The sequence below is a fragment of the Streptomyces flavofungini genome (assembly GCF_041028215.1).
GTDB classification, from domain to species: domain Bacteria; phylum Actinomycetota; class Actinomycetes; order Streptomycetales; family Streptomycetaceae; genus Streptomyces; species Streptomyces flavofungini_B.
Window position 1 is genome coordinate 1 of record NZ_JASKYR010000029.1, and the last position, 23,976, is coordinate 23,976.

Annotated in this window: 17 protein-coding genes and 3 pseudogenes; 9 read left to right on the top strand and 11 right to left on the bottom strand. The window is 72.2% G+C overall.

From position 1 onward, the window contains the following. The first annotated feature begins 142 nt into the window (after nt 1-142). The 3 genes and pseudogenes from AB8Z36_RS04015 (at nt 143) to AB8Z36_RS04025 (ending at nt 3,884) form a co-directional block, all read left to right on the top strand. Nucleotides 143-736 (top strand): sigma-70 family RNA polymerase sigma factor, encoded by a 594-nt coding sequence (locus AB8Z36_RS04015; protein WP_369211756.1) that lies wholly within the window; start codon nt 143-145, stop codon nt 734-736. A gap of 88 nt (nt 737-824) precedes the next feature. After that, entirely contained in the window at nt 825-2,354 is a 1,530-nt protein-coding gene (locus AB8Z36_RS04020) for an MFS transporter (protein WP_369211757.1), read from the top strand. A gap of 11 nt (nt 2,355-2,365) precedes the next feature. After that, a pseudogene (locus tag AB8Z36_RS04025) lies at nt 2,366-3,884 on the top strand (MFS transporter). Here AB8Z36_RS04025 and AB8Z36_RS04030 read toward each other — a convergent pair. Continuing rightward, nucleotides 3,873-4,355, bottom strand: coding sequence for a GNAT family N-acetyltransferase (locus AB8Z36_RS04030; RefSeq protein ID WP_369211758.1), 483 nt, complete (start codon nt 4,353-4,355; stop codon nt 3,873-3,875). The pseudogene AB8Z36_RS04025 and the gene AB8Z36_RS04030 sit on opposite strands and share 12 nt — an antisense overlap. Before the next feature lie 216 nt (nt 4,356-4,571). Here AB8Z36_RS04030 and hemC point away from each other — a divergent pair, with 216 nt between their 5' ends. Next, complete coding sequence (hemC, locus tag AB8Z36_RS04035; protein ID WP_369211759.1) at nt 4,572-5,507, top strand: hydroxymethylbilane synthase; 936 nt, start codon at nt 4,572-4,574, stop codon at nt 5,505-5,507. 12 nt (nt 5,508-5,519) lie between these two features. On the opposite strand, the gene pulA is transcribed toward hemC, so the two are convergent. The 7 genes and pseudogenes from pulA to AB8Z36_RS04070 all read right to left on the bottom strand — a co-directional run bounded on the left by pulA (nt 5,520) and on the right by AB8Z36_RS04070 (nt 16,116). Continuing rightward, nucleotides 5,520-8,219: a pullulanase-type alpha-1,6-glucosidase gene (gene pulA / locus AB8Z36_RS04040; protein ID WP_369211760.1), complete on the bottom strand. Its 2,700-nt coding sequence runs from the start codon at nt 8,217-8,219 to the stop codon at nt 5,520-5,522. A 172-nt stretch (nt 8,220-8,391) separates the two neighbouring features. After that, nucleotides 8,392-9,813: pseudogene (locus AB8Z36_RS04045) on the bottom strand (alpha-amylase); the annotation flags it as partial. A gap of 303 nt (nt 9,814-10,116) precedes the next feature. Then, on the bottom strand, nt 10,117-11,184 hold the full coding sequence (locus AB8Z36_RS04050) for a LacI family DNA-binding transcriptional regulator (RefSeq protein ID WP_369211761.1): 1,068 nt from the start codon (nt 11,182-11,184) through the stop codon (nt 10,117-10,119). Then, entirely contained in the window at nt 11,172-12,866 is a 1,695-nt protein-coding gene (locus AB8Z36_RS04055) for a glycoside hydrolase family 13 protein (protein ID WP_369211762.1), read from the bottom strand. The genes AB8Z36_RS04050 and AB8Z36_RS04055 overlap by 13 nt, the downstream gene beginning before the upstream one ends. 50 nt (nt 12,867-12,916) lie before the next feature. Next, a complete protein-coding gene (locus AB8Z36_RS04060; protein WP_369211763.1) occupies nt 12,917-13,819 on the bottom strand; it encodes a sugar ABC transporter permease in 903 nt (300 codons plus the stop codon). Between the two features lie 5 nt (nt 13,820-13,824). Further along, nucleotides 13,825-14,844 (bottom strand): carbohydrate ABC transporter permease, encoded by a 1,020-nt coding sequence (locus AB8Z36_RS04065; RefSeq protein ID WP_369211764.1) that lies wholly within the window; start codon nt 14,842-14,844, stop codon nt 13,825-13,827. Next, nucleotides 14,845-16,116 carry an extracellular solute-binding protein gene (locus AB8Z36_RS04070; RefSeq protein ID WP_369211765.1) on the bottom strand — a complete coding sequence of 424 codons (1,272 nt, stop codon included), beginning with the start codon at nt 16,114-16,116 and terminating at the stop codon, nt 14,845-14,847. It abuts the gene before it with no gap. Nucleotides 16,117-16,427: 311 nt separating this feature from the next. Between AB8Z36_RS04070 and AB8Z36_RS04075 the strand changes: the two genes are divergently transcribed. From AB8Z36_RS04075 to AB8Z36_RS04095, 5 genes and pseudogenes are all read left to right on the top strand, one after another. Continuing rightward, nucleotides 16,428-17,447, top strand: coding sequence for a LacI family DNA-binding transcriptional regulator (locus tag AB8Z36_RS04075; protein ID WP_369211766.1), 1,020 nt, complete (start codon nt 16,428-16,430; stop codon nt 17,445-17,447). Nucleotides 17,448-17,550: 103 nt separating this feature from the next. Beyond that, on the top strand, nt 17,551-18,495 hold the full coding sequence (locus AB8Z36_RS04080) for an aldo/keto reductase (protein ID WP_369211767.1): 945 nt from the start codon (nt 17,551-17,553) through the stop codon (nt 18,493-18,495). Nucleotides 18,496-18,597: 102 nt separating this feature from the next. Further along, complete coding sequence (locus tag AB8Z36_RS04085; protein ID WP_369211768.1) at nt 18,598-19,071, top strand: MSMEG_6728 family protein; 474 nt, start codon at nt 18,598-18,600, stop codon at nt 19,069-19,071. A gap of 276 nt (nt 19,072-19,347) precedes the next feature. Continuing rightward, nucleotides 19,348-19,590 carry a hypothetical protein gene (locus tag AB8Z36_RS04090; RefSeq protein WP_369211769.1) on the top strand — a complete coding sequence of 81 codons (243 nt, stop codon included), beginning with the start codon at nt 19,348-19,350 and terminating at the stop codon, nt 19,588-19,590. A gap of 214 nt (nt 19,591-19,804) precedes the next feature. Beyond that, a pseudogene (locus AB8Z36_RS04095) lies at nt 19,805-20,644 on the top strand (solute symporter family protein); the annotation flags it as partial. A gap of 3 nt (nt 20,645-20,647) precedes the next feature. Here AB8Z36_RS04095 and AB8Z36_RS04100 read toward each other — a convergent pair. Genes AB8Z36_RS04100 through AB8Z36_RS04110 form a run of 3 tightly spaced genes read right to left on the bottom strand, consistent with a single transcriptional unit; the run spans nt 20,648 to nt 23,941 of the window. Continuing rightward, nucleotides 20,648-21,325: a response regulator gene (locus tag AB8Z36_RS04100; RefSeq protein ID WP_369211770.1), complete on the bottom strand. Its 678-nt coding sequence runs from the start codon at nt 21,323-21,325 to the stop codon at nt 20,648-20,650. Then, the gene (locus AB8Z36_RS04105) at nt 21,322-22,962 is read right to left on the bottom strand and encodes an ATP-binding protein (protein ID WP_369211771.1); all 1,641 of its coding nucleotides are present in this window, start codon (nt 22,960-22,962) and stop codon (nt 21,322-21,324) included. Before AB8Z36_RS04105 ends, AB8Z36_RS04100 begins: the two co-directional genes overlap by 4 nt. Before the next feature lie 58 nt (nt 22,963-23,020). Continuing rightward, nucleotides 23,021-23,941 carry a sucrase ferredoxin gene (locus AB8Z36_RS04110; protein WP_369211772.1) on the bottom strand — a complete coding sequence of 307 codons (921 nt, stop codon included), beginning with the start codon at nt 23,939-23,941 and terminating at the stop codon, nt 23,021-23,023. Nucleotides 23,942-23,976 lie beyond the last annotated feature (35 nt).

Sequence of the window (23,976 nt, forward strand, 5' to 3'; positions counted from 1 at the left end):
CTCCTCCAGCACGCCGTCTCCCGCAGAGGTCCGCCGGTCCTTCCGGCCAGTTCCTGACACCGCCCCGCACCCCAGGTGCCGGGCGGATCTTCGGCGTTCCGCGCCGTCCCACCGAACTTTCCTCATCGAAGGACCTCTTGCGATGACTCCTGCCCTCCTGCACCCCGGACCCGGCCGCGACGCGGCCCGGGACGAGCTGATAACCCAGTGGGCCCTCGCCGCCCGCGACGGCGACTCCGACGCGTTCGAGCAGTTCGTGCGCGCCACCCGGCGCGACGTCTGGCGCTTCGTCGCGCATCTCGGCGGCGACCCCCACGCGGCCGACGACCTGACCCAGGAGACCTACCTCCGCGCCCTGACCTCGCTGCACGGCTACGCCGCACGCTCCTGCGCCCGCGCCTGGCTGCTCGCCATCGCACGGCGCACCGTCGCCGACCGCTTCCGCACGGCGGCGGCCCGGCCCCGGATCTGCGACACCGGCGACTGGCAGGCCACCGCCGAGCGGGCCCAGCCGCGCGGTCTGCCCGGCTTCGAGGAGGGCGTGGCCCTGCTCGACCTGCTGGCCGCCCTCGACGCACCCCGCCGCGAGGCGTTCGTGCTGACCCAGCTCGTCGGCCTGCCGTACGCGGACGCCGCCGCGGCCGTCGGCTGCCCGGTGGGGACGGTGCGCTCCCGGGTGGCGCGTGCCAGGGAGCGGGTGGGCGCGCTGCTGCTCGCGGCGGAGCGCCTCGCGTGACCGGCGACCCGGCGGCCGGGGCCCCGGCCGCCGGGTCGCGGCCTCCCACCAGTGGCTCTAGCGTGGTGCGGGGGTGTTGGGAGGCACCATGGACCGCGAACCAGGTTCGACGCGGGGTTCCGTCCCCACGTCACGGCCGGAGGCCGGGGCCCGGCCCGCACCGCACACCGGGGGCGGGCGTCACGAGCACCGCTGGCAGATCCTCGCGGTGATCGGCATCGCCCAGCTCATGGTCGTCCTCGACGCGACCATCGTGAACATCGCACTGCCCTCCGCCCAGCGGGACCTCGGGTTCAGCGACGGCAACCGGCAGTGGATCGTCACCGCCTACGCCCTGGCCTTCGGCTCGCTGCTGCTGCTCGGCGGGCGCATCGCCGACCTGGTGGGCCGCAAAGCCGTCTTCCTCGCCGGACTCGCCGGGTTCGCCGTCGCCTCCGCGATCGGCGGCGCGGCGGGCAGCTTCTCCATGCTGGTGGCGGCCCGCGCGCTGCAAGGCGTGTTCGGGGCGCTCCTCGCACCGGCCGCCCTCTCACTCCTGACGACCACGTTCACCGACCCCAAGGAGCGCGCCAAGGCCTTCGGCATCTACGGCGCCATCGCGGGCACGGGCGGCGCCGTCGGACTGCTGCTCGGCGGCGTGCTGACCGAGTACCTGGACTGGCGCTGGTGCCTGTACGTGAACTGCGTCTTCGCCGTGGTCGCCATTCTCGGCGGCGCACGCCTGCTGCACGCGGGCGCTCCCCCGGACCGGCCGAAGCTGGACGTGCCCGGCACGGTGCTCGTCTCCGCCGGTCTCTTCTGCATCGTCTACGGCTTCTCCAACGCCGAGAAGCACCCCTGGAGCGCGTTTCTGACCTGGGGGTTCCTGGTGATCGGCGCGGTGCTCGTCGCGGCTTTCGCCTGGTGGCAGACACGGGCCGCACACCCGCTGCTCCCGCTGCGCGTCGTCCTCGACCGGGACCGCGGGGCGTCGTTCCTGGCCATGTTCATCTCCGGCGCGGGCATGTTCGGCGTCTTCCTGTTCCTGACGTACTACTTGCAGCAGATCCTCGGGTACACGCCGGTCAAGACCGGCCTCGCCTTCCTGCCGATGGTCGCCGTGATGGTGGTGGCGTCGGTGGTGACCACGAACATCCTGGTGCCCCGGGTGGGCGCGAAGCCGATCGTGCCGCTCGGCATGGGTCTCGCCGCCGCGGGCATGGCCTGGCTGACCGCCCTGGACACCACGAGCGGATACGCCGCCCACGTCCTGCCGCCGCTCCTGGTGGCCGGGCTCGGGCTCGGCCTCATCTTCGCCCCGGCCATGAGCATGGCCACGGCCGGAGTCGCCGCACATGACGCGGGCGTGGCCTCCGCCATGGTCAACACCTGCCAGCAGGTGGGCGGTTCCATCGGCACGGCCCTGCTCAATACCCTCGCGACCACCGCTGCCTCGGACTACCTGGTGGGCAAGAAGCCGTCCCCGCAGGTACAGGCGCAGGCGGCCATGCAGTCGTACTCGACCGCGTTCTGGTGGTCGGCCCTCTTCTTCGCCATCGGCCTGGTCGTTACGGTCGTCCTGTACCGCAGAGGAGCCCCGGCCGCCCACCGGACGGACGGCGGGGCCATCCACATGTGAGAGGGGACCCGATGGCTCCGGCCAGCGCCGGTCAGGGCCGGGACGGCGTCGCGCTGGCGTCCGCACGCGGGCGCTGGATCCTCGCGTGCGCGGTCCTGGCCTCGGGCATGGCGATGCTCGACGGCACCGTGGTCAATGTCGCGCTGCCCACGCTCGGCAGGGACCTCGACACGTCGATCTCCGCGCTCCAGTGGGTCGTCAGCGCCTACATGCTCACCCTCTCGGCGCTGCTGCTGCTCGGCGGGGCGCTCGGGGACCGCGTCGGGCGGCGCCGCATTCTCGTCGTCGGGGCCATCTGGTTCGCCGCGGCGTCCGCGCTCTGCGGTCTCGCCCAGGACGCGGGCACGCTGATCGCCGCGCGCGCCCTGCAAGGCGTCGGCGGCGCGCTGCTCACCCCCGGCTCACTGGCCCTGGTCCGCTCCTCCTACCGGCCCGACGACCAGGCCAGGGCCGTCGGCGCCGTAGGAGGAGCGGACGGGCGGTGTGGCGGGTGCGGTCGGGCCGTTCCTCGGGGGCTGGCTGATCGACGGGCCGGGGTGGCGGTGGATCTTCCTGATCAATGTGCCGCTGGCCCTGCTTGTGCTGCTCGCGGCACGCCACGTCCCCGAGAGCCGGGACGAGGGCGCCGCCCAGCGGCCCTTCGACGTGCCGGGCGCGTGCCTCGCGGCGCTGTTCCTCGCGGGCGTCAGCTTCTCGCTCATCGGCGCCTCCGGCGACGCCTCGACGGCGGCCATGGTCCTGCCCGGCCTGCTCGGACTCGCCTCCGGCGCCGCCTTCGTGTACGTGGAGCACCGCAGGCGGGACCCGATGCTGCCGCTGAGCCTGTTCTCCTCCCGGCTGTTCACCGCCGCCAACGTGATGACGCTCTGCCTGTACGCGGCCATCGGCGGCATCCTGTTCATGCTGCCGGTCCAGCTCCAGACGACGCTGGGCTACGACGCCCTGCGAGCGGGCACGGCGACGCTGCCGATCACCGTCCTGATGCTGCTGCTCTCCGCCTCCGCGGGCGATGTGGCCCGGCGCCTCGGCCCCCGGCTCCCGCTCGTCGCCGGACCGCTGGTGGCCGCCGCCGGGGTCCTGCTGATGCTGCGCGTCCGGCCCGGCGCGGGCTATGTCACCGAGGTGCTCCCCGCCGTGGTCGTCCTGGGCCTCGGGATGAGCGTGTTCGTGGCGCCCCTGACGGCGACCGTGCTCGCCTCCGTCGACGCCGGGCGTGCCGGTCTCGCCAGCGGCGTCAACAACACGGCGGCCCGCATCGCGCAACTGCTCGTCGTCGCGGGACTGCCGCTCGTGGTCGGGCTCTCCGGCACCGCGTACGCGGACCCGGACGCGCTCAACACCGCGTTCGGCAGGGCGGCGGTGGTCTGCGCGGGCCTGTTCGCCCTCGCGGCGGCCGCGGCGGCGCTCTTCATCAGGCCGAGCCCCGCGGACTGGCACGCCGAGACGGGCAACGAGACCCAGTGCAGGACGTGCCTGGGCGTGCAGTCCCCGCCGCTGGAGCCCGGCGCCCGGGACGCCTCAGGCGCCTAGCCCGTTCTCGCGTACGAAGAGCGTCACCGACACGCTCGCCTCGAAGCCGTTGCTCCGCATCAACGCGGCCGAAGCGGTGTTGCGGGACTCCACGTCGGTCACCACGGCGTCCGCGCCCGCCTCCGTGAGGGTCGCGCAGCAGGCCTTGACCAGGCGGCTCGCGATGCCCCGGCCCTGGTACTCGGGGGCGCAGGCGATCCACTCCAGGTTGCCCCACTCCGGGCGCTGGTCGAAGCCCATCGAACCGAGCACGAACCCGGCGAGCCGCTCGCCGTCGAGCGCCACCCAGCAGGCCGACGCCTCGCTGTCGAGGTGGCCCGCGATGGCCGAGAGCGACCAGGACGTGTACGGCTTCACGGAGGTGTCGTAGACCCTGCGCCCCAGCGCGAGGACATCGGCCAGATGGGTGGCCGTCATGGGCGCGAGACCGACGGCGTCCCGGTGTTCCGGTGACGCGGCGGGAAGGGACATGCGGGGCCTCCCGGGCACGGACGCGCTCGGCCGCGCCTCGTCCCCCCAACGCTATGAGGCACCCCGGACACCCGCATGCGGAGCGCGGGCGCCCCGGCGCTCCGCGCACCTCACCGGCGGCTCGGCCAACTGGGTTACCGCTGCGGCCCCTTGCCGGACCGCTCGGATACGGGACATGTGCGTGAGCGGCCCCCGCGAAGCCCTATCGTATGGCGCATGTCCGCTCCTGAACTCATCCGCATCGTCTCCCGCTCCTCCCCCATGGCCCTGGCCCAGGTGGAGCGCGTCCGCGCCGAACTCGCCGCGCTGCACCCCGGCATCCGCACCGAGGTCGTACCGGTCACGACCTCGGGCGACCGCTGGATGGGCGACCTGGCGCAGCTGGGCGGCAAGGGGGCCTTCACCAAGGAGGTCGACGCCGCGCTGCTCGCGGGCGAGGCGGATCTCGCGGTGCACTGCGTGAAGGACGTACCGGCGGACCGGCCGCTCCCTGCGGGAACGACGTTCGCCGCGTTCCTCAAGCGCGACGACATCAGGGACGCCCTGATCCACCCCGGCGGTCTCACCCTGGACGAGCTGCCCGCCGGTACCCGCATCGGCACCTCGTCGGTGCGCCGCCGCGCACAGCTCGCCGCCTCGCACCCCGAGCTGGAGTGCGTGCCCATGCGGGGCAACGCGGGCCGCCGCCTGGAGAAGCTGGCCGCGGGCGACGCGGACGCGCTGCTGCTCGCCCAGTCCGGCCTTGAGCGCATCGGCCGCCCCGACCTGGCCAGCGAGGTCCTGTCGGCGGAGACGATGTGCCCGCCGATCGGCGCGGGCATCCTGGCCCTTCAGTGCCGCGAGGACGACACCGCCACCATCGAGGCGGTGACCGACCTCGGCGACCGGGACGCCTGGCGCGAGGCGACCGCGGAGCGCATGTTCCTGCACGTGCTCCAGGGCCACTGCAACTCCCCCATCGCCGGGTACGCCCGCTCCGAGCGGGGCGGCGACCTCTCCCTGCGCGCCTGCGTCTTCACTCCCGACGGCAAGACCGTGCTCAACGCCCACGAGTGGGCGGGCCCGCTGGACCCGGCCACCCTGGGCACGTCGGTGGCCGTCGCGCTGCTGCGCCAGGGGGCGCGGGAGCTGATCGACGGCATCGCCCACTGACGGGGCGCGGCCTCAGCGCCGCTCGAAGACCGCGACCGTACGGGCCGGGACGCCGAACGTGCCGGACCTCCGCTCGTACGAGGCCGTCCTGACCACGGCGTCGGCGCCCTCGGCCTGTACGGGGTGCAGCCGGTAGCCGGTGCCCGCGAGGCCCGTCACGCGCTGGCTCCGCCGCTCCGGCGTCGCGTTGAAGACGACCACGAGGTCGCCGACCCGCATGGTGACGACACCCGGCGTCTCCCCGGGGGTGCCGGAGAGCGGGAAGGAGAGCCGGGACTGGACCTCGGCGGCCGTCCGCAGTGAGAAGGCGGGCTCGCTCGCGCGCACCCTGACCAGGTCCTGGTACGCGGCCGACGCCCCGGCGATCTCCCGGCAGCCCGGGTTCAGGGCGGCGGAGGCCAGCAGGGGCTTGGCGTAGCCCCACTTGGCCTTGTTGTCGGCGGCCGGCGGCAGCCCGCGCCCGAAGCCGTTGCCGTCCCGGCAGCTCCAGTGGATGGCGTTGAACCAGTCGCCGCTGTCGAAGGAGTTGCGGTCCAGGGACTTCGAGCGGAGCAGGTCGCTGCCCGCCTGGGAGAGCGAGGGGCCCTGGGCCAGGGTCGCGGTCGCCATGGCGAGCACCTGCATGCGTGCCCGGTCGGCCGGTGGGGTGTCCGCGGGGAGCTTGAAGGCGAGGGCGTCGTAGAGCGCCTCGTTGTCGTGCGCGTCGGCGTAGGAGAGGGCGTCGCCGGGCGCCGCCGCGTATCCGGCGGGTGCGCCGTTGTAGTCGACCTCCGAGCCCCGCACCTCGCGGCCCGCCGAGTCGGTGAACCGGTATGCGGCCAGGTTGCCGGTGAGGGCCACCTTCAGCAGGTCCTGGTAGTGCAGCAGCCGGGCCTTCTGCTCGGCCTCGGTGCCGTTCGCCTTCGAGGCGTTGGGGTCGGTGTAGAGGCCGCTCGCGAAGCCCTGGACTCCGGGGTCCTCGTCGAAGGGGCCGCCGCCGCGCACGGCGTCACGGCCGCGGTCGGAGAAGGTGGCGACGCCGGTGCCCGCCATGTTCTTCTGCGTGGCCTGGACGAAGCGGGCGTCGTCGGCGACCTCGCCGAAGTTCCAGCCCTCCCCGTAGAGGATGATCTTCTCTCCGTCGACCCCGTCCTTCTTCGGGGTCAGCGCGTCAAGGGCCTTCCGCACGGCCATGATGTTGGCCTTCGGGTGGTGGCCCATCAGGTCGAAGCGGAAGCCGTCGACCTTGTACTCCCTGGCCCAGGTGACCACGGAGTCGACGACGAGCTTGCCCATCATGGCGTTCTCGGGCGCGGTGTTCGCGCAGCACGTCGAGGTGGCGACCGTCCCGTCGTCGAGGAGCCGCTGGTAGTAGCCGGGCACGATCTTGTCGAGGACGGACTTGTCGGCCTGGCCGCTCGCGACGGTGTGGTTGTAGACGACGTCCATGACGGTGCGCAGGCCGGTCCGGTTCAGGCCCTGGACCATCTGCCGGAACTCCACGGTCCGCCGGGTCCCGTCGGGGTCACTGGCGTAGCTGCCCTCGGGCACGGTGTAGTGCACCGGGTCGTAGCCCCAGTTGTAGCCGTCGTCGGCGGTGCTCGCGCCGACGCACGCCTGCTGCTCCTCGGAGTCGGGGGCGAACGTCTCCAGGTCGCAGGCGGGCGCGTGCTGCTCGCCGTCCCGCTCGGGAACGGTCCCGAAGTCGAAGGCGGGCAGCAGATGCACGTACGACGTACCGGCTCCGGCCAGCTCGCGCAGGTGCTTCATGCCGTCGGACGCCGTGTCCGTGAACGCGAGGTACCTGCCGGGGTGGCGGGAGGTGCGGTCCTCGATGGAGAAGTCCCGGATGTGCAGCTCCTGGATCTGCGCGTCGCGCAGCGGCGTCGCCTCCGGCTTCCTGAGCCGCTGCCAGCCCGCCGGGGCGAGCCTCGGGTCGTCGAGGTCGACGGCGATGCTGCGGGCGGAGTCGGCGGTGAGGGCGGTGGAGTACGGATCGGTCACCCTGTTGCTGACCACCTCCCCCACACTGGGCGCCCACACCTTCACGACGTACCGGTAGGACGCGCCCGACCAGGACGCGGGCCCGGACACCGACCACACGCCGCTGGCGTCGTCGCGCCGCATGGGCACGGTCCTGCCGCCGCGTTCGAGCGCGACGGACCGGGCGGTGGGCGCCCAGACGGCGAGCGTGGTCCTGCCGCCGTGGAAGCGCGGGCCCAGCTCCGCCTTGGTCGCGGCGGCGCCGTACAGGTCGTCGAGGACGCCCTGGGTCTGGACGCCGGTGGCGCCGAGCAGCTCACCGTCGGCGGCGTCCTCACGGACCGCGAGGACCTGCCCCCTGAGGGCTTGGCGTACGACGTCACGGTCGCGCGGATCGACGGTGAAGGCCGCGTAGCTCTTCAGGYGCGGGTACTTCGCCCGCTGCGCGTCGGTGAGCCCGCCCCGGACGGGGGCGAGCCGTATCCGCCGCCCCTCACCGGCCAGCTCCCCGCCGCGCACGGTCAGCCCCCCGTCGGCCGAGTACACCAGCGCCTGACGCGCGGCGGCGGAGTCGGGCACATCCCAGGCAAGGGTGTCCCGGTCGATCCACTGGGCCCGCGCCTTGCCCACATCGATGGCCCCGACCGCCTCGTCGGCTACGGCCACCCCGGGCGCGACGGCGACGGAGGACGCGAGGGGCACGACAACGGCGAGCAGAGCGAGAGCGGTGGTGAGGAGGGGGCGGGTCAAGAGGAGTCTCCTAAGTGGGTGACGGGGAGATCAGGGCACAAGTCAGCCCCTCCGGCGATTGAGGAGCGGGGTCCGGGGCAGCGCCCCGAGGCGGTACGGGCCACCCGGCCAGCAAGGCAATAGGCCAGGCGGCCCGCACCGCAAGGACGTCATCCGCGCCGACAGGCGCTCAGCAGGACCGCGCCCCCACATGCAACGCCAGCGCGGTGTTGGAAGCGACGGAAGCGGTGAACTGCCCCGACCCGTTCACGGTGACGACCTTCCCGCTCTGCACATCGCAGTAGCCGCCCGCGGCAAGCGAGGTCTGGAAGGTCCGCCGCACGGCGGAGCCCTCGTGGTTGATCACCACGTACGCCTTGTCGCCCCGCCCGAAGGCGATGGCGTCATTGCCGTTGTCCCACCAGTCGGTCATCCCCGCGCCCCGCGAGACATTGCGGAACTTGACCATGCTGCGGATCTCCGGCCAGGCGTGCTGGCACTTCCAGCCGTCGCTGTAGCAGGCCTTCACCTCGCCGCGGTTGGGCGGCCCGGCGTCGATGTCGCTGAACTCGTAGCCGGACTGCACGTCGGGCGAGCCGTAGGGCAGGGCGAGCATGAAGACGTGCGCGAGGGTGTAGTTGGCGCCGTCCTTGTAGCTGAGGGTCTGGCCGTGCCGCTCGGTGTCGTGGTTGGCGACGAAGACGGCGGACGTGGCGCTCGGCAGGTAGCCCCAGCCCTCGCCGAAGTTCTTGAGGTAGGCGAGCTTCTCGTTGTTGAAGACCCGCTTGAGGTCCCACCCGTAGCGGAACTCCTGCGGGTCTCCGGTGGCGGTGTACTCGCTCGGCGAGACCGCCTCGCCCGCCCCGTAGATGGTCTCCTGCTTCCAGTGGACGTGGGGGTTGCTGAGGCGGGACTTGATGTTCTTCAGGTCGTTCACGGGCATGTGCTTGGCCGCGTCGATCCGGAACCCGTCGACGCCCAGCGAGATGAGGTCGTTCAGGTAGGCGGCGATCCTGCCGCGCACGTACTCCTCGCCGGTGTCGAGGTCGGCGAGACCGCCCAGTTCGCAGTTCTGGACGTTGCCCCGGTCCTGGTAGTTGCTGATGTTCGACCGGCAGTCGTCCATGTCGGCGCCCGAGTACGTACCCGGGTAGTCGTACTTGGTGAAGACGGAGCCCGCGGAGCCGGTGCCGGAGGCGTTCGTCATGTGGTTGATCACCGCGTCGGTGACGACCTTGACGCCCGCCGCGTGGCAGGTGCTGACCATGTTCTTGAACGCGGTCCGGTCCCCGAGGCGGGAGCCGATCTTGTAGCTGACGGGCTGGTAGGCGGTCCACCAGGTCTCGCCCTGGATGCGCTCCTGGGGCGGCGAGACCTGGACGTAGCCGTAGCCGTCGGGGCCGAGCCGCTCGGTGCACGCCCTGGCCACCGAGGTGAATTTCCACTCGAAGAGCACGGCGGTGACGTCCTTGCCGCCGGGCGGCGCGGCCTGGGCCTGCGGTGCTCCGGCGACGAGGCCGCCCGCGACGGCCGCCGCGAGGGCGAGCGCGCCCGCCAGCGGTCTGCGGACGCTGTTCTTCCGCCCTGCCCGGACTCTGGTCTTCCGGCCTGCCATGGGGGGCCTCCTCCATGAGTGAGGTGTGACCTTGTCCGGCAACGCGCCGTGCCCGTAAGGCCCTTGAAGGATGTTGCAGCAAGATTGCAACGAGGTTTTCGGTCGAGACCGTACGACCCCCGTGAACCGGGGTCAACCCTCCGCGCACACCTTCGCTTCAGCCCCGGTTTCTCCGGACGTCATACGACGCAAGACCTTTCGCAAGGTGTTGCTACGGTGTTACGTTCAACCACGACTCCGGTCCGCTCGGCCGGGGGTTCCGTTTCGGCGGGCCCCACGCGCCCGGCCGTGCGGACCGGGGCCTCAGCGGCGCGGGCCTGCCGTGGAACCGCGCACCACAAGCTCCGGCTGGAAGACGAACTCCGTGTGCTGCACGGGGTTTCCGTGCATCTCCTCAAGGAGCGCCCCCACCGCGGCGGACGCCATCGCCTGGACCGGCTGGCGCACCGTGGTGAGCGGCGGGTCCGTGAACGCGATCAGGGGCGAGTCGTCGAAGCCGACCACGGAGACGTCGCCGGGCACCGAAAGGCCCCGCTGGCGTGCGGCGCGGACGGCGCCGAGCGCCATCATGTCGCTGCCGCAGACCATCGCCGTACACCCCTGGTCGAGGAGTGCGCTGGCCGCCGCGTGCCCGCCCTCGACGGTGAACAGGGTCCGCTGCACCAGCCGTTCGGCCGCCGCGGGCGCCACGCCGAGCAGGTCGTGCAGCGCGGCCGTGAACCCCTCGGCCTTGCGCAGCGAGGGAACGTAGCGGGTCGGTCCGATGGCCAGCCCGATGCGCTCGTGCCCGAGGTCGGCGAGGTGGCGTACGGCGATGCGCGCGGCGGCGCGGTCGTCGGGCGAGACGAAGGAGACGGGGATGTGCTCGTTGTAGCCGTTGATGAGCACGAACGGCACACCCCGGGCGGCCAGTTCGAGATAGCGGGCGGGGTCTGCCGTGGTGTCGGCGTGCAGGCCGGAGAGGAAGACGATGCCGCTGACCCGGCGCTCTTCGAGCTGCTCGACCAGTTCGTCCTCGGAGGCGCCGTCGGGCATCTGGGTGCAGAGCATCGGGGTGTAGCCGTGCCCGGCCAGGACCTGCTCGATGACCTGCGCGAAGGCGGGGAAGATCGGGTTGCTGAGTTCGGGGATGACGAGCCCGACGAGCCCCGCGCTGTGCCGCTTCAGCCGCGTCGGGCGCTCGTAACCGAGGACGTCGAGGGCCGCGAGGACCCGGCGCCGGGTGCCCGCGGCCACCCCGGGCCTGCCGTTGAGCACCCGGCTCGCGGTGGCCTCGCTGACCCCGGACTGGGCGGCGATGTCGGCGAGGCGCGGGGCGCCGCGATCCCCCGGTTCGGAGGATCGCGGCAGGGCCAGGGTCACACCGCCCACCAGACGGTGGTGTCGGCCGGCAGTTCGGCCTTGCCGTCGGCGCACGCCACCTCGGCGCTGGCCAGCAGGACCCGGCCGGGGGCCGGCAGCCGCACGGTGGCTCCGGTGGTGTTGGCGGTGCACACGAAGCCGTCCCTGCGGAAGGCGAGGACGCCTTCGGGCGCGTCGAGCCACTCGAGCGCCTCGCCCTGGCCGAGCCCCGGCTGCGTACGCCGCACGGCGAGCGCGCTCCGGTACAGCTCAAGGGTGGAGGCGGGGTCGCCGGTCTGCGCCTCGACGCTGTAGCCGCCCCAGTCGGCGGGCTGCGGCAGCCAGCTGCCGCCGGTGCCGAAGCCGTGGCTCGGTCCGTCGACGGTCCACGGGATGGGCACGCGGCACCCGTCGCGGAAGCCGTCCTGGCCGCTGGCCCGGATGAACGAGGGGTCCTGGCGTACCTCGTCGGGCAGGTCGGTGACGTCCGGAAGGCCGAGCTCCTCGCCCTGGTAGAGGTAGGCGGAGCCGGGCAGGGCCAGCATCAGGAGCGTCGCCGCGCGGGCGCGCCGCAGGCCGAGCGCGCGGTCGCCCTCGGTGCGGAGCTGGGTGCCGAGGCCGGGCGGGTTGGCGAAGCGCGTGGTGTGGCGGGTGACGTCGTGGTTGGAGAGCACCCAGGTGGCGGGGGCGCCCACGGGCCGCATGGCGGCGAGCGAGACGTCGATGACCTCGCGCAGCTCGGCGGCGTCCCAGTGGGTGCCGAGATACTGGAAGTTGAAGGCCTGGTGCATCTCGTCGGGGCGTACGTACGCGGCGGAGCGCTCGACCGTGGGGGTCCATGCCTCGGCGACGAGGATGCGCCCGCCGGTGTCGGAGCCCTGCCCCTCGGCGGTGCTCCCGGTCTCGTTCGCCGCGTACTCGGCGAGGACCTTGCGCCAGCTCCGGTAGATCTCGTGGACGCCGTCCTGGTCGAAGAAGGGCATGGTGTCGTTGCCGAGCAGCCTGAGCTGGTCGTGGACGCCGATGTCGGGCAGCCCTTCGGCCTTGACCAGGCCGTGGGCCACGTCGACGCGGAAGCCGTCGACGCCCATGTCGAGCCAGAACCGCAGGATGGAGCGGAACTCGTCGTGGACGGCCGGGTGTTCCCAGTTGAAGTCGGGCTGCTCGGGCGCGAAGAGGTGCAGGTACCACTCGCCGTCCGCGACGCGGGTCCAGGCGGGGCCGCCGAAGATGGACTCCCAGTCGTTGGGGGGCAGTTCACCGTTGGCCCCCTTGCCCGCGCGGAAGTGGTAGCGCTCCCTGAGCGGTGATCCCGGGCCCTCGCGCAGCGCCCGCTGGAACCAGTCGTGCCGGTCGGAGGAGTGGTTGGGCACCAGGTCGACGATGATGCGCAGGCCCAGGGCGTGGGCGTCGCGCACCAGCGCGTCGGCGTCCAGGAGACTGCCGAACATCGGGTCGATGGCGCGGTAGTCGGCGACGTCGTAACCGGCGTCGGCCTGCGGCGAGGAGTAGAAGGGGCTGAGCCAGACGGCGTCGACGCCGAGGTCGCGCAGGTGGGGAAGGCGGCTACGGATGCCTTCCAGGTCGCCCATTCCGTCACCGTTGCCGTCGGCGAAGCTGCGCGGATAGACCTGGTAGATCACCGCGCCGCGCCACCAGTCCGCGTGGGTGCCGGAGGCGGGGGCCGCAGGGGCGGCGAGATGCTGGGTCATGTCTTCCCTGAGGTCGTGAGTGGGGAGGTCGTGTCGGTACGGGGGCCGCGTCAGGACTTCGTCGCTCCGGCGGTGAGGCCGCCGACGAGGTGGCGCTGGACGAACCCGAAGATCACCGCGGCGGGCACCGCGACGATCACGGCGGAGGCCGTCAGGGAGCCCCAGTCGCTCGTGTACTGGTTGACGAAGGTCTGGAGGCCGCCCGCCAGGGTGAGGTTCTCCTCGCCGGTCATGAAGGCGGAGGCGTACGCGACTTCGGCCCAGCCCGTGATGAAGCTGTAGAAGCCGGTGACGGCGAGGCCGGGCTTGGCCAGCGGCATGATGAGCCGCCAGAAGGTGCCGAACGGGTTGAGTCCGTCGACCCGCCCCGCCTCGTCGATCTCCACCGGGATGGTGTCGAAGTACCCCTTCATCATCCAGGCGCAGAAGGGCACCGCGATCGTCAGGTACGTGACGACCAGGCCGATCGGCTGGTTGAGCAGGCCGAGGCTCGCGAGGAGGTTGTACAGCGGCACGATGAGCACCGCGACGGGGAACATCTGGGTGATGAGCAGCAGCCACATCAGGGGCCGCATGCCGGGGAACCTGAAGCGGCTGACGGCGTATCCGGTGGTCGCGGAGATGAAGACGCCGATCACCGTGGTGAGGCCCACGACGAGCAGCGAGTTGCCGACCCAGCTCAGGAACTCGGTGTCGTTGACGACGTGCGCGTAGTTGCCGAGGGTGAAGTCCTTGACCACGTCGGTGGAGAAGGCCTCGCTCTGCGGCTTGAACGAGGTGATCAGCAGCCACAGCGGCGGCAGCACCGCCACGGCGGAGGCGATCAGCAGGGTCACGTGCAGCGCCGCGGAGGCCAGCGGCCCGCGCTCGCCGCGGCCCCTGATCCGGCGCGTCGGCCGGGTCTTCGTGTCGTCCGCGGTGTCGTTCACGATGTCGTGCACGGTGTCGTTCATGGAGGTCACCACACCTCTCCCTGCTTGCGGAGCGCGCGGCGGTAGACCACCGCGAAGAGCGAAAGGAGCAGCAGAATGATGACGCCCCAGGCGGCGGAGCCCGCGAAGTCGCGGGGGCTGACGACGAAGGAGAGCCGGTAGGCGTACGTCACCAGGATCTCGGTGGCGTCCCCCGGACCGCCCCGGGTGAGCAGGAAGATCACCGGGAACATGTTGAAGGTCCAGATGCCGCTGATGAGGATCACCGTGCTGCTGACGGAGCGCAGGCCGGGCAGGGTGATGTGCCGGAAGCGCTGCCAGGCGTTGGCGCCGTCCATCTCCGCGGCCTCGTACAGCTCGCCCGGGATGGACTGGAGTCCGCCGAGCATGGCGACCAGCATGAACGGCACACCGAGCCAGACGTTGACCGTGATGACGGAGATCTTGGCCCAGGTGGGGTCGTTCAGCCACGGGACGGCGTCGATGCCGCCGCCCGCGAGCAGCTTGTTGAGGATGCCGTTCTTCTCGTTGAAGATCAGCCGCCAGGTGAAGACGGAGACGAACGCGGGCACCGCCCAGGGCAGGATCAGCGCCATCCGGTAGAAGGAGCGCCCCGCCATCCTGCGGTTGAGCATGTTCGCCAGGGCCAGGCCGAGCGCGAAGGACAGCGCGACACAGGAGACGGTCCAGATGACGGTCCAGGTCAGCCGGTCCCAGAAGACGCCGTCTGAGAGGACCGCGGTGTAGTTGTCCAGGCCGACCGACTTGTACGTCGCCGGGATGTGGTTGACGCCGATGGTGCGCTCGACGTTCGCCTCGTTGGCGTCGGTCGTGGACAGGTAGAGGCCGCGCACCAGGGGGTAGCCGATGATCACGCCGATCACGGCCACCACGGGGGCGACCATGGCCCAGGCGTACCAGTGGGTGGAGAGCGCCCGGCGCAGGCGGCCGGGGCTCTCGCCGGTGGTGCCGGCCGGCCGGCCGCGGCCGCGGGCGCCCGGGGCGTCCGCGGCCTCGGCCGGCGACGGGCTGCTGTCAACAGCCATTTACTTGTAGTCCTTCAGCAGCTTGCGGTAGGCGTCGCCGACACCCTTCGCCCCGCCGTCGGGCGAGGTCTTGCCGCTGAGCACCTTCTCCATCTGGAGGCGGATCGGCTCGAAGAGCGCGTTGGCCTCGGGAATCCAGGGCCGCTCCACGGACTTGTCGACGGCCGGCTTGAAGAACTGCACCATCTGGTTGTCCTTGACGGACGGCACGTCGTAGACGGACTTGCGGGTGGGCAGCAGGCTGAGCTGCTCGGTGGTCTGCTGCTGCACCTTGGCCGAGCTCATGTACTTGATGAACTCATAGCTCGCGTCGAGGTTGCCGGAGCCCGCGTAGGCGGCGAGGTTCCAGCCGCCCTGCGGGGAGGCCTGGCGGTCGCTGCCGCCGGGGACGGGGGCGACGCCGAGGTTGCCCTTGTCGTCCTTGAACTCCTTGCCCTTCATGGCGCCCTCGATGGACCAGGGGCCGTCCAGGGCCATCGCGACGTCGCCGTCCTTGAAGGCGTTGAGCTGGTTGTTGTAGCCGTCGCTCGCGTCGGTGGTGGCCGCCTTGGAGTCGACCAGGTCCTTCATCACCTCGAACGCGGCGGCGCCCTCGGGGTCGTCGGCCCTGACCTTCTTGTTCTTGGTGTCGAGGAGGTCGCCGCCCTCTCCGTAGAGGTAGGGCAGGTAGTAGTACGGGTCGTCGCCGCGCAGGTAGAGACCGGTCCTGCCGGTCTTCGACTTGATCTTCTTCGCGGCGGACTTCACCTCGTCGAAGGTGGTGGGCACCTCGGCACCGGCCTTCTTGAGCATCTTCTTGTTGTAGAAGAGCGCCAGGGTGTCGATGGTCTGCGGGACCGCGTAGGTCTTGCCCTTGAACTTGGTGCTGGCCGCCGCCTGCGGCAGGTAGTCCTCGGGCTTGTCGAGCGCGGCGGTGCCCTCAAGCGGCGCGAGGTAGCCGAGGTTGGCGAAGTCCGCGACCCAGGCGACTTCGGTGCGCATCACGTCGGGGGCGCCGGAGTTGCCGCCCGCGGCGTTCTTGAACTTGGCGTTGGCCTCGCCGAACGCGACGCTCACGTAGTTGACCTTGACGTCGGGGTGCAGCTTCTCGAAGCCCTTGGCGAGCTTCTCGTAGGTCCCCTTCTCGGCGTCGTTCGAGGTGTCCCAGAAAGTGACCGTGCCGGAGAGCTCGCCCGAGCTCTTCTTGCCGCTGTCACCGTCGTCACCACCGCACGCTGCCGCCGTCAAGGTCAGGGCCGCGACCAGCGCGGTGGCCCCTATGCCACGCCGCATGTGAACTCCTTCGACTGAACCCGAGGACAAGGGGAGGCGGAACCTCGGCGAGAGGCGCCTCCAGCGAGCCGCACTGGAGGCGGCGCCGGGTTGCCACGGAACGTAACAGGATTGAAAACCCACCGAAAGACCTTGCGGGAACTTTCTGCAAGGCATGCTGATCGTTACCGTCGTGTGTCCCTACGGTTGCCATCGGAGCCGTTGACAGGCCGCTCAGAACGGCTGTGCGCTCTCATATGCGTCGCTGCAAGCTCTGCAAGGACCCTGCAAGGCCTTGGGCATTCGGCCGCGCGCCCGGTACAGTCCAGGCCATGACCGCACGGCTCGTCGACATCGCAGCGCAGGCGGGGGTGAGCGAAGCCACCGTCAGCCGTGTGCTCAACGGCAAGCCCGGAGTGGCCGCGGCCACCCGCGAATCCGTCCTCGCCGCCCTCGACATGCTCGGCTTCGAGCGCCCCACGCGGCTGCGCCACCGCAGCAGTGCGGGGCTCATCGGCCTGATCACGCCCGAGCTCGACAACCCGATCTTCCCCGCGCTCGCGCAGGTCATCGCGCAGGCCCTGACCCGCCAGGGCTACACCCCCGTACTCGCCACGCAGACCCCCGGCGGCTCCACCGAGGACGAGCTGACCGAGATGCTCGTCGACCGGGGGGTCTCCGGCATCATCTTCGTCTCCGGGCTGCACGCCGACACCACCGCCGACATGGAGCGCTACGAAGTGCTGCGCGGCAAGGGCGTTCCCTTCGTCCTGGTCAACGGCTTCTCCCCCGCGGTGCAGGCGCCCTTCATCTCCACCGACGACCGGGCCGCGGCCCGGCTGGCCGTCGCGCACCTCGCCTCCCTGGGGCATACGCGCATCGGCCTCGCCGTCGGGCCCAGGCGCTTCGTGCCCGTCGTCCGCAAGATCGAGGGCTTCCGCGCCGGGGTGCGGGAACACCTCGGGCTCTCCGACGAGGACGCCGACGAGCTGATCGCGCACTCCCTCTACACCCTGGAGGGCGGTCAGGCCGCGGCCGGGACGCTGATCGACAGGGGCTGCACGGCGATCGTCTGCGCCAGCGACATGATGGCGCTCGGGGCGGTGCGCGCCGCGCGGGAGCGGGGCCTCGACGTGCCCCGCGACCTGTCGGTGGTGGGGTACGACGACTCCCCCCTCATCGCGTTCACCGACCCGCCGCTGACCACCGTCCGCCAGCCCGTCCAGGCGATGGGCCAGGCCTCGGTCCGCACGCTCCTGGAGGAGATCGGCGGCACCCCGGCCCCGCACAGCGAGTTCGTGTTCATGCCGGAACTGGTCGTACGGGACTCGACGGCGTCGGGCCGACGCTAGCGGCACGCCTCTGTGGCAGGCTCGCGGGCGGACCGCCGGAGCCGGTGTGCGAGGTACGGCGCGACCGGCGGCCCGCCCCGGCGGCCAGGACGGAAGGAGCGAGATGACAGCGCGGACCGACAACCGCACCACGCGACCGCTGTACGGATGCATGGGGCTCGGCGGCACCTGGGACGACGCGCCCTGCACCGCCGAACACATCGCCCAGGCCGAGGCCGCCGTCGAGGCGGCGCTCGACATCGGGATCACGGCGTTCGACCACGCCGACATCTACCGGCGCGGCAAGGCCGAGGCGGTCTTCGGCGAAGTGCTCGCCAGGGCACCCGGGCTGCGGGACCGTGTCGTCCTCCAGACCAAGTGCGGCATCCGCCAGGCCGACGGCGGCCTCCCCGGCATGTACGACCTGCGGGCCAAGACCATCGTGCGGCGCGTCGAGGAGAGCCTCACGCGGCTGCGCACCGATGTGCTCGACGTCCTGCTCCTGCACCGGCCCGATCCGCTGACGGACCCCGAGGAGATCGCGGAGGCGCTGACCTCCCTGCACGCCCAGGGCCTGGTGCGCGCCTTCGGCGTGTCGAACATGAGCGGCGCACAAATCGCGCTCCTCCAGTCCTTCCTCGACGTGCCCCTGGTCGCCGACCAGCTGGAGATGAGCCTCGCCGACCGGGACTGGGTCGAGTCGGGCGTCCTGCTCAACACCGAGGCGGCGACGGGCAACGGCTTCCCGCACGGGACCCTTGAGTACTGCCACGCCCACAGGATCCAGCTCCAGGCCTGGGGCGCCCTGGCCCAGGGCCGCTACACCGCGGCCCAGGACTCCCCGACCGCCCGCCTGGTCGCCGCCCTGGCCGAGACCAAGGGCACCACGCCGGAGACGATCCTGCTGTGGTGGCTCCAGCGCCACCCGGCCCGCATCGCCCCGGTCATCGGCACCAGCCGCCCCGAACGCATCCGCGCCTGCCGCGACGCCGTCGACCGCGAACCGGGCCTGACCCACGAGGAGTGGTACACCCTCTGGACCACCGCCCGCGGCGCACCGCTGCCGTAGGCGTACGGACGGCACCGCGCGCGGCATCCGACGGCACCGCGCGCGGCGGGGTGCACCCGAACCGCCCGTCTGAGACCGGCCCCGGCGCGGTAGGCATGCTGTGTGCAGACCTTTCTTCCGTACCCCGACTTCACGCGGTCCGCCGCGGTTCTTGACCAGGCGCGGCTCGGCAAGCAGCGGGTCGAGGCGCTTCAGGTGCTGCGCGGGCTCACCGTGCCCGGGTACGGGTGGCGGAACCATCCGGCGGTGCGCATGTGGATCGGGTACGAGGAGGCCCTGGTCCGCTACGGCCTGGACATGTGCGCGCTGTGGGTGTCGGAGGGGCGGGCGGACACCTGCGCCACGACGATGCTCACGGATTTCACCGGTCACCGCCCGGGCGCCCCGGTGCGGGCGCAGGCGGAGCTCGCGGACGCGGGTGAGCTGCCGTTCTGGCTGGGCGACGAGGCCTTCCACATCAGCCACCAGTCGGCTCTGGTGCGCAAGGCCCCGGAGTTCTACGCCGAACGCTTCCCCGGCGTGCCCGACGACCTGCCCTACGTATGGCCGGGCTCGGACCGGGACCCCGCCGCGTAGGGCTCCCGGCCGGGGCGGAACACCCCGGGCCGGAAGCCCCCGGGCTCAGCTCCCGTGCAGCGCCCACTTGCTCCCGTTGACCCGCACCGACCCCGGCAGCGCGATGAGTTCGGGCTTGACAGACGCAGCGCGGCCTTGGTCAGGCCGAGCAGATACTCCCGGTCCTCCTCGGGCACCCCGAGCAGGCTGCAGATCGTCGTCTTCGGGATCCGGCCGGTGATCTCCTCGGCGAACTCGCAGCCGCCCGCCTCGACGGCCTCGCGGATCCACCGGCGGGTGTGTGTACCCACCGGTGTCGCGCCGGAGGGCCACGCGGTCGCCGGGGCCGTGAACGTGGTGGCCCAGCAGATCGGCGCCAGCGTCGGCGTGGCCGTCATGGTCCTCGCCGCGGCGACGCGCGACGACAGGCTCGGCGGCTATCACCTCGCCTATCTCGTGGGCGGCGCCGCCTGTCTGGCCGGAGCGGCGGTCATCGCCCTGACGGGCCGCGAGAAGGAGGCGGGCACGCTCGGCGGATGAGACCTGTCCCCTGGGGGACAACCCCCGGACAAGATCAGGGTCAGCCGTGTTCCCGCCCCACCGCACGACGGCGACACTGGGCGCCATGCACCAGCGCGAGATCATCCGGGCCGCCCTCGGCGGCCCGTTCACCCGGCGGGCCGGGGCCGAGGCCCTGTACTGCCTCGCCACCTCCCCGCTGGGGATCGCCGGCGGGCTGCTCCTGACCGTGCTGCTCGCGCTGGTGCTCGGTACCGCGGGGCTGCCGCACATCCTGTCCCGCTTCTACACCGTGCCGACGGCGCGGGCGGCCCGCCGGTCGGTCGTCTGGTCCATCGGCCTCATCGGCGGCTTCTATCTGATGACGATCGTGCTCGGTTTTGGTGCGGCGGCGATCGTGGGATCCGACGCGGTGCGGGGGTCGAACGCGGCGGGGAACACGGCGGTTCCGCTGCTCGCGCTGGATCTGGGCGGCGGCGCGGATTCCACGGGAGGAACGATCCTGTTCGCGATCGTCGCGGCCATCGCCTTCGCGACGATCCTCGCCGTGGTCGCCGGGATCACGCTGGCCTCCTCGGCGTCGGTGGCCCACGACCTGTACGCGTCCCTGCGGCGGCGCGGCGGCAAGCCGCGCGGTGAGGTGGCGGTGGCGCGGGTCGCCGCGGCCGGGATCGGCGTGGTCGCGATCGGGCTCGGCCTGCTCGCCCGCGATCTCAATGTCGCCTTCCTCGTCGGGCTCGCCTTCGCGGTGGCGGCCTCCGCCAACCTGCCCGTGCTGCTGTACTCGCTGTTCTGGCGCGACTTCACCACGCGGGGCGCGGTGTGGTCGGTGTACGGGGGGCTGCTGCCCGCGCTCGTGCTCGTCGTGCTCTCGCCGGTGGTCTCCGGGGAGCCCGGGTCCCTCTTCCCCGGTGTGGACTTCCAGTACTTCCCGCTGGAGAACCCCGGCCTGGTCTCCATTCCGCTGGGCTTCCTCGCGGGCTGGTTCGGCACGCTGACCTCGCGTGAACCGGCCGACGAGGCGAAGCACGCCGAGACCGAGGTGCGTTCGCTGACGGGGGCCGGAGCGGCGTGAGGGTCAGCTGCTCGCGGCCCACTCGTAGCGGTGCTCGGGGCGGCCGGTGTCGCCGTACCTGAGGCTCAGCCTGACCCGGCCCGTGCGTTCCAGGAGCTTCAGATAGCGCTGTGCCGTCTGCCGGCTGAGCTGGGTGAGGTCCGCCAGCTCCGCCGCGGAGAGCGGGCCCTCAGCGGCCATCAGGGCCCGGCGTACGAGCTCCGCCGTGGTGGGGGAATGGCCCTTGGGAAGCTCCGGTGCCGCGGTGGCCGAGAGAGCGCCGAAGATCTTGTCGACCTCCGCCTGTTCGGCCTCGCCTCCGCCGTCCAGTGTGCGGCGCAGCGTCGCGTACGCGTCGAGCTTGGCGCGCAGGCCCGCGTAGGAGAACGGCTTGACCAGGTACTGAAGTGCGCCGTGCCGCATCGCGGCCTGGACCGTGGCCACGTCGCGCGCCGCCGTCACCATGATCACGTCGGTCTGGTGGCCGCGCTCGCGCAGCCTGCGGACGACCGAGAGGCCCGTCTCGTCCGGCAGATAGTGGTCGAGGAGCACCAGGTCCACGGGGAGGCCCTCGACGAGCCGTAGCGCCTCGGCGGCGCTGTGGGCCTTGGCGGCGACGTGGAAGCCGGGGATCTTCGCGACGTAGGCGGCGTTGACGTCCGCGACCCGGACGTCGTCGTCAACGACAAGAACCTCGATCAATGTGTCTCCTCCGTGGCGGCGAACGCGGACTCCGTGAGCGCTTCGGGCAGGACCACGGTGAACTCCGCGCCGCCCTCGGGCGCCTCGCCCGCCCGGGCGCTGCCGCCCTGCCGTTCGGCGAGCCTGCGGACCAGGGCGAGGCCGATGCCGCGCTTGCCGTGCGCGGGCGGCTCCTTGGTGGACCAGCCCTCCGTGAAGATCGTCTCGCGCCGCTCGGCGGGCACCCCGGGCCCGGTGTCGCGCACCCTGAGGACGACGGAACGGCTCTCGGCGCGCAGAGCGACCTCCACGCGCGCGTGGCGGGTGCCCGCGGCGGCGTCGAGCGCGTTGTCGACGAGGTTGCCGACGATCGTGACGAGGCCGCCGGGATCGACGAGCCGGTCGGGCAGCGCGGTGTCCGACGGCACGAAGAGCGTGACGCCCCGCTCCGCGGCGACCGTGGCCTTGCCGACCAGGAGCGCCGCGAGCAGCGGATCGCGGATCTTCTCCGTGATCTGCTCGGCGGTCACCCGGTGGGCCCCGGCCACCTCGCCGACGAACTCGGCGGCCTCCTCGTACATCTCCAGTTCGAGCAGGCCGAGAAGCGTGTGCATACGGTTGGCGTGCTCGTGGTCCTGGGCGCGCAGGGCGTCGATGAGACCGCGGGTGGAGTCGAGCTCGCGGCCGAGCTGTTCCAGCTCCGTGCGGTCGCGCAGGGTGGCGACGGCGCCGCCGTCATCGGTGGGCATCCGGTTGGCGACCAGTACGCGCTGGCCGCGGACGGTCAGCAGGTCGGTGCCGGTGACCCGGCCCGCGAGGACGTCGGTCGTGCGCCCGGGGCCCAGGGCGCCGTCCAGCGGCTGCCCGATCGCCTCCGCACCGAGGCCGAGGAGCCGCTGCGCCTCGTCGTTGAGCAGCCGGATACGGCCGGCCCGGTCCAGGGCCACGACGCCCTCGCGGATGCCGTGCAGCATGGCCTCGCGTTCCGCGAGGAGCGCCGAGATATCGGAGAAAGCAAGGTCACGGGTCTGCCGCTGGACGCGCCGCGAGATCAGGTAGGCGGCGATCGCCCCGACGGCGAGCGCGCCGCCCGCGTAGGCGAGCAGCTCGGGGATGGCGTGCACCAGGATGGCCCGCACGCTGTCGTATGCGATGCCTACGGAGACCGCGCCCACGATGTTCCCGTCGGCGTCCCGCAGCGGCACCTTACCGCGTGCCGAGCGGCCCAGAGTGCCGTTGTCGATCTCCATGACCTCGCGGCCCGCGAGGGCGTCGCTGGGGTCCGTCGAGACGACCTTGCCGATCTGGTCGTGATCGGTGTGGGACCAGCGCACGCCTTCCTTGTTCATGATCACTACGTACTCGGCGCCGCTGGCCCTGCGGATCCGGTCGGCCGCCGCCTGGACGGGTCCGTCGGCCGTGGGCCGCGAGGCCTTGAGGTCCCCGGCCATCTCCGGGTGGGCCGCCGTCGTCTGCGCGATGGCGAGCGCGCGGCGCATGGCCTGGTCATCGAGCTGATCGCCGAGGGGCGCGAGGAAGAGGCCGGTGGCGAGCACCGCGACCCCGGCGGCGATCGCCAGCTGCATCAGCAGCACCTGCGAGAACACACGCCGCGGCAGACCGAGGCGGCGGCGTCGCGCGGGAGGGGTCGGGGTCATGTCTACGAACGGTAAGGCCGCGAGCGGGCTGCGCCGAAGTCAGTGTGGCGCGGATCTCCTACGCCCCCGGAAGTCCCCGTACCGCCACCACGTCCATCCGCGCGGGCGTCTTGAGGGCCGCGCCGCAGCTTTCCGGACGGGGCGGCAGTGCGGCGGCGCGGGCGAGCGTGACCTGCCAACGGCGGCCGTCGGTGTGCGCGACGGTGACCTCCCAGTGCCCGTCCGTCTCCTCCGTGCGGATGACGTCCAGGGCGCCTGCGGCCTCCTCACCCGTCGCCCGGCGCACCGCGAGCTCGGCCGCCTGTCCCGGCCGTTCCCACGCGGAGCCGCCCCGGCAGCCCTCGATGACCACCCGGTCCGCACGGACCGCCGCGAGTATCTCCTTGACGGCGTGTGCCTCAGTCCTGCCGTACGCGTAGCCGTGGGGGAGGACGAGCACCGTGGGCGCGAAGCGGTGGCCGCCCAGGTGGGTGATCTCCCAGACTCCCTCTTCTCCCGTGGCGGCCAGTTCGGCGGCGAGCGGTCTGCCGAGCACGGCGCAGCAGCGGTCCCGTTTGCCGTTGGTGCAGACAAGGGCCAGCGGGGCGCCGGTGTGCGGGGCGCCGAAGCCGCCGTGGTCGCCCGCGCCGAGGGCGGCGAAGTCGAGGTCGAGCAGCCGCCGGGGGTCGTCCGTCACGGCGGAGCGCAGCCAGGTGCGGCCCGGCGCGGTGTGCGCCGCGTACACCTGGTGCGTCCGCTGCCGGGGCGGCGTTTCGGCCTCGGGGTGGCGGCCGGGGCGGCGGATGAGCGCGATGCGGACACCAGTGCCCTGTGCGGCCGCCTCCAGGGCGCGGCCGAGTCCGGGGTCCAGGTTGCTGCTCGTCAGCGCCTTCGCGCCCCAGGGGCCCGGCTGCTCCAGCAGAAGCCATGTCCTGGCGGTGGCGGCGGTCCCGGCGAGAGGCTCGTCCAGTTCTCGGGAGGTCGTCACGCAGGTACTCACGGAGGCGAGCCTAACCCGTAGGCCCCGTCAGGCTT